Annotated in this window: 8 protein-coding genes; 4 read left to right on the top strand and 4 right to left on the bottom strand. The window is 41.2% G+C overall.

From position 1 onward, the window contains the following. Window positions 1–25: 25 nt before the first annotated feature. The 4 genes from D3P12_RS05275 to D3P12_RS05260 all read right to left on the bottom strand — a co-directional run bounded on the left by D3P12_RS05275 (window position 26) and on the right by D3P12_RS05260 (window position 6,769). A complete protein-coding gene (locus D3P12_RS05275) occupies window positions 26–1,213 on the bottom strand; it encodes a sialidase family protein (RefSeq protein ID WP_118194015.1) in 1,188 nt (395 codons plus the stop codon). Between the two features lie 13 nt (window positions 1,214–1,226). Further along, window positions 1,227–2,663 carry a RagB/SusD family nutrient uptake outer membrane protein gene (locus D3P12_RS05270; protein WP_118194014.1) on the bottom strand — a complete coding sequence of 479 codons (1,437 nt, stop codon included), beginning with the start codon at window positions 2,661–2,663 and terminating at the stop codon, window positions 1,227–1,229. An 18-nt stretch (window positions 2,664–2,681) separates the two neighbouring features. Then, complete coding sequence (locus tag D3P12_RS05265; RefSeq protein ID WP_118194013.1) at window positions 2,682–5,912, bottom strand: SusC/RagA family TonB-linked outer membrane protein; 3,231 nt, start codon at window positions 5,910–5,912, stop codon at window positions 2,682–2,684. Window positions 5,913–6,022: 110 nt separating this feature from the next. Continuing rightward, entirely contained in the window at window positions 6,023–6,769 is a 747-nt protein-coding gene (locus D3P12_RS05260; RefSeq protein ID WP_245977393.1) for a FadR/GntR family transcriptional regulator, read from the bottom strand. Between the two features lie 214 nt (window positions 6,770–6,983). On the opposite strand from D3P12_RS05260, the gene D3P12_RS05255 reads away from it, so the two are divergent. From D3P12_RS05255 to D3P12_RS05240, 4 genes are all read left to right on the top strand, one after another. Next, on the top strand, window positions 6,984–9,350 hold the full coding sequence (locus D3P12_RS05255) for a PIG-L family deacetylase (protein WP_205941062.1): 2,367 nt from the start codon (window positions 6,984–6,986) through the stop codon (window positions 9,348–9,350). A gap of 93 nt (window positions 9,351–9,443) precedes the next feature. Beyond that, entirely contained in the window at window positions 9,444–11,135 is a 1,692-nt protein-coding gene (locus D3P12_RS05250) for a sodium:solute symporter family transporter (protein WP_118194011.1), read from the top strand. A 401-nt stretch (window positions 11,136–11,536) separates the two neighbouring features. Next, the gene (locus tag D3P12_RS05245) at window positions 11,537–14,413 is read left to right on the top strand and encodes a SusC/RagA family TonB-linked outer membrane protein (RefSeq protein WP_245977392.1); all 2,877 of its coding nucleotides are present in this window, start codon (window positions 11,537–11,539) and stop codon (window positions 14,411–14,413) included. Window positions 14,414–14,431: 18 nt separating this feature from the next. Then, entirely contained in the window at window positions 14,432–16,033 is a 1,602-nt protein-coding gene (locus tag D3P12_RS05240; protein ID WP_118194009.1) for a RagB/SusD family nutrient uptake outer membrane protein, read from the top strand. Window positions 16,034–16,057: the final 24 nt, after the last annotated feature.

The raw sequence follows: 16,057 nt of genomic DNA, 5'->3' as shown, positions 1-16,057 counted from the left end.
TATCGTATTGTTATCCAAGTATATGCTATTTAAATTCACTGACATCAATCAGCTTCAGGGCGATACCCTCGTACGGTCTACCTACGCCGCCTTCATACAATAAAGCAACTTTACCATCTTCGGTCACAACAAGATCAGAATAAGCTGATGGCCCTTCATGAACAACCAGCTCGGCAGACCATGTCTTTCCATTGTCCAAACTCTTCTTAACCGCCATATTTTTTCTCTCGGCACTTGCAGCATTGGCAAAATATAGCGGCAATGCATTATCTCCATGGTCAGTAAAAAGACTTCCCTGACATGAAGGATCAATCAAGTTATAATCCGTTTGCATTGGCCCCCAAGTTTCACCGCCATCATCACTAATACAGAACTTTCTTGCAGTTCCGCTGCCTGCCCTCAGGTTCAACATCAATTTTCCATCAGATAGCTCAGTAACGGTGCATTCGCCAACGCCTCCCTCAACGGTCTGACTACCAGACTTCCAGGTATTTCCATGATCATCGGAATAAATAACATGAGAATAATCTTTTCTACTTCCATCTTCTCGCACTGTAAAATAATTGGGAGAAATCAATCTCCCTTTGTGTTCACCTTTAGAAATCTGTATTCCATGAACAGGGCCAGTGCCATACCAATCCCATTCTTTATTTTTCACACTTTCAGTAATTTCTCTAGGTTCTTCCCATGTCTGCCCTTCATCATCAGACCAAGTATAAAATGCCCGTCTTGTGTCCTTTCCTGTTCCATTTGTTAAATCGCCCCAACGATCGTCGCCATGGTTCCATGTAAGTAGTAAATGAATTCTTCCCGTTTCTTGGTCAACGATAGGCACTGGGTTGCCGCAAGTGTTTAACCCGTCATCCCAAATGGTTATCATATCCCCCCATGTTTTCCCATTATCTTCTGAAACCTTAACAACCATATCAATATCCCCCGAGTCGCCATTACTCCTTAATTTTCGGGCCTCCGCAAAAGCAAGCAATTTGCCATCAGTTGACTTTACAATCGCCGGTATTCTGAAAACCTGGTAACCATTAGACTCTTCTTTAAAAACATAGTTAAAACCATTATTCGGATCGTCATCAGGCTCTTCTACCGGATCATCTATAGGGTCTACCGTTCCTTCACTTCCACAGGAAGTAAAGGAGTAAAACCCAATGAAAAACATCAACAAAATAGATACTTTTCGTCTGATACTTTCTTTACACATTTCTCTCGTTTTTTTAATAGCCGTCAGTTTGACTTAGGCTTGGGTTTTTATCAATTTCTGTTTGTGGAATTGGTGAAAACAAAGGAACCGACTTACCACTCAAATTCGGAACTTCATCATATATATCAATTGAACCTGCAGTGTGAAAACGAACTAGGTCAGGCCACCTTTTTAATTCAAGATAAAACTCCCTAAAGCGTTCCTGAAGAATCGCTTGTTCAACAGCGGCTTTCGACGTCGATCCGGTGTAATCACCTATTTGAGCCCGATTGCGAATTTTATTAAGTTCCACGATCGCCTCATCCGTCCGGTTAAGCGCAGCCAAAGCCTCTGCTTTAAATAGAATCATCTCCGCTAGACGATAAATCACAATATCTGAATCATAATAACGATTCCCTGCATTTACGCTTCCTCGCATCTTATTATCGAAAACACCAATCACCGAATTACCCTCTGTAAGCGCTACAATGTATGACTGATCGGTCCTCACATCAGTTGGGTTCTCGGCGAATGCCTCTTGTAATTTTGATGATGGTGCATACTGGCTTCTTGCGCCACTACGAGCAAATGCTATTTCGTCACGGTTCACAGCATCCTGTACAAAAATATCCCTTGGTTTCAAGCGGCTGCTATAGTGCCCGTCTTTTTCGTCGCGATGAAAATATAACGAAAATATAACTTCTTTACCTTTCTTGTTTTCGTTAGAGAATATATTTCCGAAATTTTCTTCCAAACTATGCCCTTGACTCGCCTTATCTGCCAGCGATATCACCTCTTCCAGTTCAGATGATGAACCTTTAAGAACCTTCGCCTTCCACAACAATACGTCCGCCTTAAGTGCATAGGCCGCAGCTTTACTAGCTCTGCTTTTTTCGGTTGCTCCTTCTGGGAAGAACTCAATTGCCTGTGAAACATCGGCTAGCACCTGGTTCATAACGTCATCCGCAGAAGAACGCGGCAACATCTCCTTCGTATCATTTTCAGTTGGCTCTATTTCTAAGGGAACCTCGCCCCATATCCTAAGCAAACTAAAATAAGTATGGGCACGGATAAAATAGGCTTCAGCGAGAAGCTTATTCTTATCAGCTTCGCTACTAAATGTAATCCCTCCAGAATATTTGATCAATAAATTACAATGCTGAATAACTTCGTAAAAGTCAATCCAATTAGTAGCATTCTGCGGTGTAAGGTTCTGATTCCATGCGTTTGAAGGGCCTCCCTCCATACCTGGCACAAACGAATCCCCTCGATCTTCAAAGTATGTAAGCGTATTATTCAAATTTCTATACTCGCTGTAGATACCCAAAAGATAACTTTCTACGTCACCCTGCGATTCCCAATAATCAGCATTGGTTATATCAGACACATTATCCAAATCCAGCAACTTCTCACAACTCGAAAACAATAAAATTGCGAAAGCCAAAGTGTAAATTTTTATTAAGTATTTCATTTTCTTCGATTTTAAACGTTAAAATGTAGCTTTTAATCCAAAGTTGATATGACGTGGACGCGGATAGGTTCCATAATCTACACCGTCAAAAATTTCAGGCATCATCCCTTTATAAGCGGTAATATACCCAAGGTTGTAAACGCCGCCGAAGATCTCCAGCCCTGTTATTCTAGCTTTTTTCAAAAACTCAGATCTCAACTGATAACTTATAGAAACTTCTCTAAAAGCTATATAGTCCCCTTTTCCATAATACAAACTATTGTTACTCCCATTGCTACCAATTGCATTATCCCATCTCATATGGTTACGGAAATTGTAATCAAAATCACTTTGAACGGTGTATTTTGGATAAGTGGCCTGATGTCCTTCTCCTTGCCAACTCTCAGTCGTCGCCTCTCTGAATGCATTATTATTGTTCCGGCTACTTCCCATCACATTTCCCATAAAACTATTATCGATAACATGACCAACAGCCCAGTCGACAACAAAGCGTGCTGATAGATTTTTATAACGGAAGCTATTGACCATTCCACCAGTTTTATCCGGGCGTATGTAACCCATAAAGACCATATCATTATTATCTAAAACTCCGTCATTATTTAAGTCCGCAAATATCGCGTCACCAGCGGTTTTAGTTCTTCCTGATGCATTCTTATCTTCCGGAGCATTTGCAGCTTCCTCATCGGTCTGATAAACTCCTTGATAGCTATAGGCCCACCTTCCACCGTAACGTTCACCTTCGGCAATCCCACCCACTTTTACATAATCTCCCAAAGCTGGATCGTATACGTAATTACCTCCGACGCGATTCTTATCTTCTTCATTTTCCGGTAATTCTACGGCTATTGACCGATTGTACGCAAAAGTCATGTCCAAGTTCCACTGAAAGTTCTCATTTCGTACGGGTGTAGTTTGTAGTTCAACTTCAAAACCTCGACTACGAATTGATCCGAAATTACTGCGAATCGAGCTGTATCCAGTTTGCGACCAAAGCGGTTTATCGAAAAGCCTGCGATCGGTTAGTTTATTATAATAATCAACCAAAAGCATTACCCGATCGCCTAAGAAACCTAAATCCACACCCACATCAAACGAAGCAGTCTGCTCCCACATGAGCTTACTATTCATTAAAGCAGTATTTAAAATACCTACATTACCCATATAGGCGAAGCCTGTTGAATAACGGCCTTGCGAATCAAAAACACTAAGAGAATTATTACCCGTTTTTCCCCAGCTGCTCCTCAGTTTGAAATGGGAGACGGTTGAAGAAATTGGTTCGAAGAAATCTTCACGATGAAGATTCCAACCAGCTGATACTCCAGGGAAATACCCCCACCTATTATCCTCAGCAAAACGTGATGACCCATCAGCACGTAAGCTAGCGGTGAACATATACTTCTGGTTAAAATCATAATTCACCCGTGTGAAATAACTTAACATAGCATCGTATGACTTCGTTGCTGATACTCGTTGGGTAATATCAGAGGAAGCATTTAATGTTGGGATATGATCGGTCAAAGCTTCTCTTCCGCTTCCATTCATACGGTAAGCGTAGTCATTGTTATAACTTCCACCTAAAATTGCATTCACATTATGACCACTTCCGAACTGTTTAGTATAGGTTAACAAACCATCCACCTGAAAATGCCTGTCAAAGTTATGGTTTGCCGAGGCAGGCCTGTTGGTTACGGTTTGATTATAAGCTTCAAAATAGTTTTCAATACCCTCAGCTGTAAAATAGTATACCGATGGCTGGAATTTTAAGCCTGGCAAAATATCCCAGTTCGCACCGATTTGGATATTCGTACGATATACGTTAACATCATTGTACTTCGTTTTATAATATATTTCATGCAAACGATTCCTAAAAGAAGATATTCCTTCACCCGGTGCAGGTAAACCATCTTCATAATACTGCCGATACGTTGGAGGCATCAAAACACTTCTACTGAGCACCCATTCGTAGTTATTAGGGGCGTTGGATTTCCTTTGTTGATATGTAAATTTCGTATTTACGCTCCACTTGTCGCTAAGCTTGAAATCACCATTAAACAACGCACTATAATTCCGGTAATCCGTTCCACGAACGATTCCTTCCTGATTCAGATATCCCAAACCAAAATAATACCTCGCGCGTTCGGTCCCACCACTAATATCAAAATCCAACTCCTGCTTCCCGCCTGTTTGAAAGGTAGCATCCTGATAATCATTATCTTGAAAGATTAACATCTTACCGGTTGCTGGGTCTTCCATGGTCTCCCATCCTTGGTTAGCTAATAAATCATCAACATATTCCTGGCCATAGTCACGAATATATACGTCTAAAAACTCCAAGGTGTTATTCGAATTTCGCGGGTTACCTGTAGACATGCCATAACGCCCGCCCCCCAGATAGAAATCTGGATTGGTCGTATTAAATTCCATCGTATTTTTACGCGTCAAATAGACGTATTCCCGGGCGTTTAATAAGGGTAGTCGCTTCATCTGCTCTTCAATACCGTGTGTATAACGAAGATTGATTACCGGCTTGCCTTCTTTACCGGTTTTGGTTTTAACGATAATAATACCGTTCGCTGCACGGGCTCCGTAGATGGCGGTAGATGCAGCATCCTTCAACACTTGAACAGACTCAATATCATCAGGGTTCAGGTCATTAATACTGCGCGTACCTTGTGAAACCAGCCCATCAACGATAAACAAAGGAGCGTCACCCTCAGGAGAAGTAGAACTACCTCCCCGAATAAATATCTGAGGACTGGATCCGGGCTGTCCGTCTTGGACTTGCAATGACAATCCAGCTACCTTTCCTTGCAACTGGAGCAATGGATTTTGCCCAGGAGCTTTATCAAACTCCGCAGCTCCAACCCGAGATATCGAATTGGTTACAGTTTCCCTGCTTTGCTCTCCATATCCAATAATAACTACCTCATCTAGAGTTTCTGTATCAGCTTCCAGCGAAACAGGTATGTTCCTCTGTCCATTTATGGGAACCTCTTGTGTAATAAATCCTAAAAAAGAAAAAACCAAAACACCGTCCGGGGTCTTGGTTTCAATCACGTAACTACCTTCCTGGTCAGTTACAGTACCAATTGATGTTCCCTTTAATTTTACATTAACACCCGGGAGAGCCATCCCATCATTGCTCGCAACAACTTCACCTGAAACTGTAAAGCCATTTTCTTGGGCATTAGATTGAAAAAAGGAGACACACAATAAGCAGATAAGCAAAAAAGTTAGGTTTCTTTTCATTGTTTAAATGGTTATTTATTTAAGTTTATATGTTCTACATATCGAATGTAGAAAAGATAACCATAAAAGCAAAATAAATTTAACCTAAGATTGCTTATGTAACTGAATTATTAAAATTTTTTAATGCGGTCGAAATGAGGCTGCAAGTGTTCTTCCATCCCCTTATTGAACTCCTCTAAAGTTCCGTTCTTTAAGATTTCCACCAAATCTAAGTGACTTGTTTTTCCTCTCGTCGGCTTACCTTCTAAAGAGGTGACATAGCCAAAAATTGGCAATAACATTTTTTGGAAACGCTTTAGTGTATCATTTGCCGTAATTTCGTAAAGCTTCCCATGAAAATCGATCTCATGCTTAATTCGAAAAGAATCATCTTCAAGATCCTGATCCTTCGCTATCTTTTCCAGGTCGGCAACATCCTTTTCCGTCTTGTTTTGAAACAATAGTTTACCTAACCCCATTTCCAATACCAATCGCAGCTCAAAGATGTCTTTTATAGTTGCATCATCGATAATCAATGGATCTAATATTTTCTCAAACGAACCTAATATATCTGGGTTGACGAACACCATTCCTCTTTTCTTCCGCGATTCGATCAATCCCAGCATTTTCAGACGGCTAAGCCCTTCTCGTACAACATTTCTGCTTACCCCCAAAGCTTCGGCCATTTCCATTTCTTTTGGCAAAGCATCACCTGCCTTAAAAGCCTTTTTTTTCAAAAATTCAATTAATCTAACTTCGACAATATCAGCCATCGTCGGCGCAGTTATCTTTTGCAAATCATTTGTGAGTCCGTTTATGCCCATTGTAACTTTTATATTGAAATCAACAAATATATCAATCTTATTGATTTTGTCCATATGTAGAACAAAATATTTTCTTCAGAATATTAGCTATTCGTAACAAAAACACTCAGTCTTGGTTGTTTTTGACTGGAATTATTATTTTTATAACAAATAACCTCTCTATATGATCCGAATCCTGTTAGTATTGAGTCTTCTCTTTTCTTTGCGTCCTGTTTTTTCTCAACAAATCCGACCGAAATCCTCTGACAGGATCCATAAAGAGATCAAGATGTTGAAGAATCTACCACGGGTTCTCTATCTGGCAGCTCATCCGGATGATGAAAACACAGGGCTTCTATCATGGTTGGTTAACGACCAGCATATTGAAACTGCCTATTTATCCCTAACTAGGGGCGACGGCGGACAGAATCTAATCGGCAGCGAACAGGGAGCTGCATTAGGGCTAATCAGAACCTATGAACTATTGGAAGCCCGAAAAATAGACGGAGCCAAACAACTTTTCAGTACTGCCATAGACTTTGGCTACTCGAAGAGCTCGGAAGACACATTTACCCAGTGGAACCTGGATAGTATTACAAAAGATGTTGTATGGATTATCAGGAATTTCAAGCCTGATCTAATTATTACGCGCTTCCCTCCGACGTCCGCAGCTGGTCATGGGCAACATTCTGCGTCAGCTACGATCGCTGAAGCAGCATTCAAGGCTGCGGCGGATCCCAATAAATATCCTGAACAGTTAAAAGCGACTCAACCCTGGCAGACCAAACGCTTGCTTTGGAATACATTCCGGTTTGGGGACAATAACACGACCGACCCGAGCCAGTTTAAAGTGGAGGTAGGTCAATATGACCCTCTTTTGGGGATGGGCTATGGAGAGCTGGCCGGTGTTAGCCGCAGCAAACATCAAAGTCAAGGCGCTGGAACACCTTCGGTAGCGGGTGTTCGGAGTGACTATTTCTCCCCTGTCGCCGGCGAACCTCTACAAAGCTCTCTGTTTGATGGACTTACTCATAGCTTTGCCGATATTGATCGTGCGGATATCGACCAAGCGATTGATCAGCTATTGGATGAATATGACTTCAAACAGCCGAGTGCAAGTTTACCCTCTTTATTGGAACTTCGGTCTAAACTCAAATCATTAGAAGATGCCGACCTAAAAAAGAGAAAACTCGCCCTGATTGACCAAATAATCCTATCGTCGTCCGGGTTTATGGGGGAAATGGTGAGCAATCAAAGTAGCGCTATTCCCGGAGAAATTTTAACGTTCGATCTGAACCTTATTTCGAGGTCTCAAATACCGGTCACTGTTCAAAAGATAGTCTTACTAACGAAGGAAGACAACCCTCAACGTCAGCTACCTGCCGACTCATTGGTCAACTTTCATTTTCAACTGGAAATTCCAAAAGACACAAAGCCTACAGAACCCTACTGGCTCAGCACCCCACAAAAAAGCACTTCGCAATACGCTGTTGAGTCAGCCGAACAGGTCGGACTTCCTTTTCAAAAACCTGATTTAAACGCCAAAATCCTATTAACTATTGGCGAACAGGAATTCTGGGTACACGTCCCCTTTTCTTATAAAAAGCTTGACCCAATTAAGGGTGACGTTGTCGAACAATTGCAAATTACTCCACCTCTCAATATTTCTTTTACGCAACCCATTTTCTTTGCTAAAGGAGACTCAACGTTGGATTTAACAATTAACATTCAAAATCATAAAAACAAATACACAGGAGACCTTATTCTAACTCAAAACACAAAAGAAATCGGCGTACTCAAAGATGTCACACTTTTCCCCAATCAGGATTCAGTTTTCACGATCACACTCGCAAAAGAAACTCTTGATGAACTTCAGCCCAACGAAGCGATAGAAGCTACTTTTCATACATCGGAACATGCCTTCAACAAAAACCAGCATATTATAAAATACGACCATATACCAACACTGCAGTATTTTACACCGGCCAGCACCCTGGTATTAAATGGGAACTTGACAACGACCGCTAAGAGGATAGGTTATATTCAGGGTGCAGGCGACTTTATACCTACCTTTCTGCGACTTGCAGGTATTGATGTCACTTTCCTAACAGAGGCAGATTTAAGTAATGCAGAGAACTTAAAAGAATACGACGCGGTTATTACTGGAATCCGCGCTATTAATGTAGAAGAAAGAATGGCACGCTGGATGTCCGTTCTTAATCAATATATTTTTAACGGCGGCACAGTGATCATGCAATTTAATACACTGCAAGACATGTCTACAACCGAAATAGGTCCCTACCCCTTTACAATAAGTCGTAATCGGGTTGCCGAAGAGAATGCGAAAGTAACTTTCCTCGATCCAAAGCACCAACTTCTAAACACACCAAATAAAATCACCGAAGATGATTTCGATGGGTGGATTCAAGAAATGGGTCCATATTTTCCGTCCGAGTGGGACTCAGCCTATACCCCTTTATTTGAAATGCACGACCAGGGAGAAGAGCCACGGAAGGGGGCCTTGCTATACGCGAGCTACGGGAAAGGTCATTTTATTTATACACCACTCTCTTTCTTCAGGCAATTGCCGGTGGGACATAGCGGAGCTTCAAAACTATTCTTCAATCTGCTTTCAATCGGCCAGGATGAAAAATAAACGATTAAATAACTGGAACACCTGGTACATCCTGCTCGTCGTGGCATTGGTTGTCCAGATCGTGTTGTACTATATCTTTACTAAATATTGGGAATGAGTTTAACCGACTGGCTTGTACTTTTCTTGACTCTGATTTTTATCTTGCTATACGGAGTGTATAAAGGTCGTGGCCAAAAAGACGCGAAATCGTATCTCTTGGCAAATCAAGAACTCCCTTGGTACGTTGTACTGATCGGTCTGATGGCTACTCAGGCCAGTGCCATTACATTTCTGTCGGCTCCCGGCCAGGCTTACACCGATGGTATGCGTTTCGTACAATACTATTTTGGTCTGCCGCTCGCCATGATCGTCATATCCATCACGTTCATCCCTATTTTCCAACGACTCAAAGTCTATACTGCCTATGAATACCTGGAAAGTCGTTTCGACAAAAAGACCCGGATTCTAACCTCTTTTCTTTTTCTAATGTCGCGGGGCTTATCAACCGGTATCAGTATTTATGCTCCCAGCATTATTTTATCAACCATTCTAGGCTGGAACATCTACCTTACGAATATCCTTACCGGGGGTTTACTACTTCTCTACACCTATTCTGGCGGTGCCAAGGCCATCGCACATACACAAAAGCTATTATTCCTGATTATTTTAGGAAGCATGGCCTTTGCCGGCTATCTTTTAATTAAGCAGATGCCCGATGGAGTTACTTTTAACGATGCCCTTTTCATCGCCGGTAAATCAGGCAAACTCAATGTTATCACAACTGATTTCGATTTAAGCGATCGATATAATATATGGAGTGGTATTATTGGTGGTTTTTTCTTGGCACTTTCCTACTTCGGAACCGACCAAAGCCAGGTTGGCCGGTATATTTCAGCCAAAAATGTCCGCACCGGAAGGATCGGGTTACTTTTGAACGGATTGGTTAAAATACCCATGCAATTCAGCATCCTCCTTATCGGAGCTCTTTTATTTGCCTTTTTTGCTCTCAAACCAGCGCCGGTCTATTTCAATGAACGCTCTTATAATATCCTGGAAGAACAGCACCCAGAACTTGCAACCCAATTTAACCAGCAGCACAATGCGTTGCAAAAGAAACAAATGGCCTTATCCAACCAACTGCTGCAAGACCGTGATTCTGGCTCGGAAAACTTAGACCAGACCGTAGCTGATTATAAAGCTGTACAGAAGGAAATCAAAGAGTTACATACAACCGTAGAAACTACCATTAACGAGGCGGGTATCACCATTGAAAAAACCGATACGAACTATATATTCTTATATTTTGTCCAAAACACCTTACCCCAGGGAATGATCGGCCTTGTCTTCGCCGTTATTTTCCTCGCATCATGGGGATCCATTTCCGCTGCTCTAAACTCCCTAGCTTCATCTTCATACAAAGACATCCAATTACGATGGCGCCCTGGAGATCAAGAACACGACGGCAAACAACAGCTTCTTTACAGTCGTCTACATACACTGATATGGGCAATATTTTCAATCGGTGTGGCGATGTTCGCTACCCAAATGGGATCATTGATTGAAGCTGTCAATATCTTGGGATCACTGTTCTACGGACCTATCCTTGGCATCTTCTTGGTTGCTTTTTATTACAAGAAAATTAATGGGCATAATATGTTCATCTCTGCAATCCTCGCCGAGCTTAGCATCATTATCATATATAACCTCGACCTTATCTCATTTTTATGGTTAAACGTAATTGGTTCAGCAGCTGTATTTTTCTTTTGTTTTATCATTGATCTCTTCGGAAAGAAGAACCCTCTCTGATACTTAATTGTTACAAAACACAATCTTTTATCCCCGTTTTCATGTTTATCAAAAAATATCATAAATATTACGTTATCTTTCGCTAAAGCGACAATATCTATTACATATAGTTACGCGAACATTAAATTAATGTTATGAAAGCTGCTTTTTTTTGCAAGCAGCGAAATTATTAGTGATATTTATAGCCTCGATTAACAATAAAGAGAGGAGTCTACATGTAAAACAAACTTACTATCCAAACCTACAATCCATTTTTGTTCTGATTATCCGGTGTACAAAACACATTGGGTAAGCTGCTGCTTATCAGATAAGCCAGCGATAAGATACGTCAAAAAAACGAAATAATATGAAACACTTTAACTAAATCTATTATGCTTAAAATAAGGACTTTAATAGCATTTATGATGCTATTCTTTACGTTCCACGCCGCGGCACAGCAAAAAACAGTCTCGGGTACGGTCACGGATGAGAACGGAGAAACCCTCCCTGGGGTCAACGTACTTGTAAAAGGGTCAAACATCGGAGCCAATACCGACAATAATGGCCACTATCAAATTACAACCAATGGTGATGTGACATTAATATTCAGTCTACTCGGCTTTAATGATGTCGAGGTCAATACTGAAGGAAAAACAAGAATCGAAGTTACCTTATATGAATCCAGCCAAGACTTAGACGAAGTCGTTGTGATGGGCTACAACGCTGTGGAACGCCAGCACCTTGCTTCATCCATTGCTGAAGTCGACATGGAAAAGGTAAAATCAAGACCTATTTTTAAATTAGAAGAAGCTTTTGCTGGAACGATTCCGGGAGCAACAGTTCTACAAGGTCACAACTTACCGGGAACCGGCCCGGGTGCGGTTGCTATTCGAGGTATCAGTACTTTGCAAAGTGCCTCACCATTGGTAATTGTTGACGGAATGGAGCAGTCGCTTTCTGACTTGGATCCGAATCAAATCAAAAGTATTACAGTTTTGAAAGATGCCGCTTCAGCATCAATGTATGGATCGCGAGGTGCTAATGGTGTAATTGTAATTGAGACAGAACGAGGAGATCGTGGTCAATTTAAAGTGGATCTACATACGTGGACAGCTATTAGCGACCCAATCGATTTACCAGACTTCGTAAATGGAGCAAACTATATGCGTCTGAACAATGAAGCCAGAGCAACACAGAACCAAAGCCTTCTTTACACCGACGCTATGATCGATTCTGCAGATCGCGGCTTAAGTGCTACCACAAATTGGTTAGATGCGATCATGGAAAGAAAAGCTATTGCTCATAATACGGCTGCTAGTGTTTCCGGCGGTGGGGGTGTAGGGACGTTTAACCTTATGGTTGGCTATATCCAAGAAAATGGGTTAAACAATCAAGAAGGAACCGAAAAGTTTTCCGCCCGTTTCAATACAAACATTAATATCGATGATAAATTTTTACTACTTGCGGATTTCTATGCACATCGTTTACAAGTAGATCGTCTTTATGCAAATAATAACGGTCACGGACTCTATGCGAATGCCTGGAAAATGAATCCTACACAGGACATCTTTTACGAATCTGACCGCCCCGACCATTATATTCTACACAATAACTTAAACCCTCTTGCGTCAATTCATCATGGTGGAGCATGGAGTGCTTTACACGATCGGAGTACAATTAACTTAAGACCTCGTTATAACATCAACGATAATTTTCGCATTGAGGGAAATGTTTCTTACATGATTAACAAATCAGCCAATAAACATCAAAGGTCAACCTTTAAGTTTTTTGATGGTGACGGTAAACCTGTTACAACTTGGGCTAACGCAGTCGGCGCAAGTCAGGGTGTGAGCTCCAGCCAATTGACAGCGAGAGCCAATGTCAACTATGAAACCGACCTTAGACAGGATAAAGATAAGTTATATGTGGTGGCAGGTTCTGAAATGATGAGCTTTACCTATACAGATTATCGCGAAATAAGTAAAGCTTCTTTCTTTGGTAAAGTGAATTATTCATTTGATAATCGCTATCTGATTGAAGGTACGATACGCTCCGATGGAAGCAGTAAATTTGCACCAGGTCATCGTTGGGGTTTATTTCCATCGGGAGCGATTGCTTGGAATGCACATAATGAGAGCTTTATGAATGGATTGAGAGAGTCTGGCACTCTAAACAACCTGAAATTCCGTTTCTCATATGGTTTGATTGGTAATGAAAATGTTGAGCCTTATTTATGGCAAGAAATTGTTAACAATTGGGGTTGGACCATGCGTGTTCCAAATCCTTTATTCTCTTGGGAAAAACAAAAGCAATGGAATGTTGGTGTCGACATAAGCATGCTCGAAAACCGTCTAAATTTGACGGCTGAGCTTTATAATAAACATTCTTATGATCTAATCTATTCAGCTTTCCCGGTTCCTCCACTAACAGGTTCACATACTCTTGAGTCTTCAATAAATATAGGTGAAGTAGAAAACAAAGGATGGGAACTCTCGGCCAGCTGGGGAGAAACCAAAGGAGACTTCTCTTACAGTATCGGAGGTATGATATTCGACAACAAAAACAAAGTATTAAAGGCGGGACACACCACAACAGACACGTTGATATTCAAAGACAATGCTGATAAGATCTGGTACAGAGGCATCGCAATTGACAACTACTATGGTTATCAAAGCAATGGCTATTTCCAAGACCAGACAGAGGTTGATGCTACCGATGCAAAACTTCCTAATACACTGCCAGGCGATATAAAATATGTTGATCAAAATGGTGATGGGGTTATCAATGATATGGACCGTGTCGACTTAGGTGACCCTTTTCCTCATTTAAATTATTCTGTAACACTCGACTTACGTTATAAAAAATGGGACTTCTCCATGTTAGGCGTTGGTGTCGGCAAGCGGACCGGTCGTTTAGCTGGTTTGGAGGGATATCCCGTATTGATGGATGGGACAGATAATAACATGGGAAGTCCAAGACAATACTATATGGATAACCGTTGGACTCCGGACAACCCTAATGCACGTTTCCCTCGCGTATGGACTGGAAACAGCTCAAATGCCGTTTTAAGTGACGTGTGGTTAAGTGACGCAGCCTTCTTTAGAATTAAAACTATTCAGTTAGGATACACATTCCCACAATTAGGAAGTAGCATTCGCAATTTTCGAGTTTATGTGAATGCACAGGATGCAATTACCTTCACCAATTGGGAAGGTCTTGAGCCAGAAAGAAACGGTGGTAACGGTAATTATCCCCGGATGGCTACATTCAGCTTAGGGATAAAAGCAACAATTTTATAAAGAATCAAATTCATTAAAATGAAAAAGATAAAAATATATTTCATTGTCTTACTGACATTCGCACTTACTGGGTGTGAGAAATTTCTGGACAAAAGTGACCCCACTGCGACGGCATTTACAGAATTCTTTAATACTGAAGCCGACTTGCAGAGAGTAGCCTACAGTAGTTTTTATGATTGGTTTACACATCACAATAACCGTCGTACAATTTTTTATATGCTCGACGGTAGAAGCGACAACGGATACGCACGGGTTGCTGGCGATCATCATCAGATTATTGCTAATGGCAATATGAATAGCAACTCCGTACTGGCGCAATATTACTACAATGAAAGTTTAAAACATGTTGGCCGACTAAACAATTACATAGCAAATATTGACGAACCCTATGTTGAAAATGAATCCATCAGAACGCGTTATGAGAATATCTTAAAAGCGTTAAGAATGTGGCATTATTTCCGTCTCACGTTCCACTTTGGAGATGTTCCTTTCTTTTTAGAGCCTGCAGATTTGGAACAAGCATTACAGCCTGCAATGCCGAAAGAGGAAATTCTAAATATCATCTTCCCGATGGCAGAAGAGATAGCCAATGCGCTTCCACCAGATGAGTATACGGTTGACAAATACATGTTCAATCGCTATTCATTCAAAGCTCTAATTATGCGCTATGCATTGTTCCACGGCCGCTTTGAAACAGCGGCCCGCTTGGCAAAGGAAATTATGGACAGCGGCAAATATTCATTGCATCCAAATTATGGCGATTTATTCCAATACACTGCTGCTTCGGATAACAATGAATTTATTATGCACATGAACATTGAAAGTTTTAGTGGTGCTAATACATTTTCATTTAGAGATCTAGGTCCTCATTTCAGAACCGGCGCCGGCCAATCTTATATGGTTCCTATCAAATCATTGGTAGATGCATACTGGACAAAACAAGGTCGCCCAATTGACCAATGCCCATTGCATACTAAACAAGAATATGAATTGGATCCACACCTGAATCGCGATCCCCGTTACGATGTGAGTATTTTTGGACATGGTGATGAATTCTATGGCGAAACAATCGATATCTACAATCAAAACAACCCGATGTATTACGAAAATCAACGTGCAAGTAAATCGGGTTATTGGTGGAAGAAATTTGTATCTGAAAATGACGCATTCCGTAATGGAAATATGGAATTTGGACTATTGCGCTATGCAGAAGTTCTGATGACCTACGCAGAAGCAAAACTCATGATGGGAGACTTTGATGCTTTGGCTAAGAAGTGCATCAATGACATCCGCACCAGAGCTGGACTGGATATGACTGTTGCCGATGTTACGCTACCTTCTTACAGTAGTTACACGCAAGACCAATGGTTGAAGCTCATTCAGAATGAAAGAAGAATTGAGTTTGCAGGAGAAGGCCTTCGTTACTATGATATCATCCGTTGGAGAATCGCAGAAGATGTCTTAAATCAGCCTGCTATGGGCCATACAAGATTAGTAAACGGACAGCTGGTTTCTCTGAAGATTGAGGATAGAAAATTCTCTCCACATCAATACTTGTGGCCTTTCCACGAAAGTGCGTTAAAAGTAGAACCAGGATTAACCCAGAATCCAGGATATTAACAAAACGATACTTATAACAAGGTA

It is taken from the genome of Pedobacter indicus, assembly GCF_003449035.1.
GTDB classification, from domain to species: Bacteria; Bacteroidota; Bacteroidia; order Sphingobacteriales; family Sphingobacteriaceae; genus Albibacterium; species Albibacterium indicum.
The sequence above is the reverse complement of the archived record's forward strand: the minus strand, read 5'-3'. Positions and strand labels throughout refer to the sequence as shown.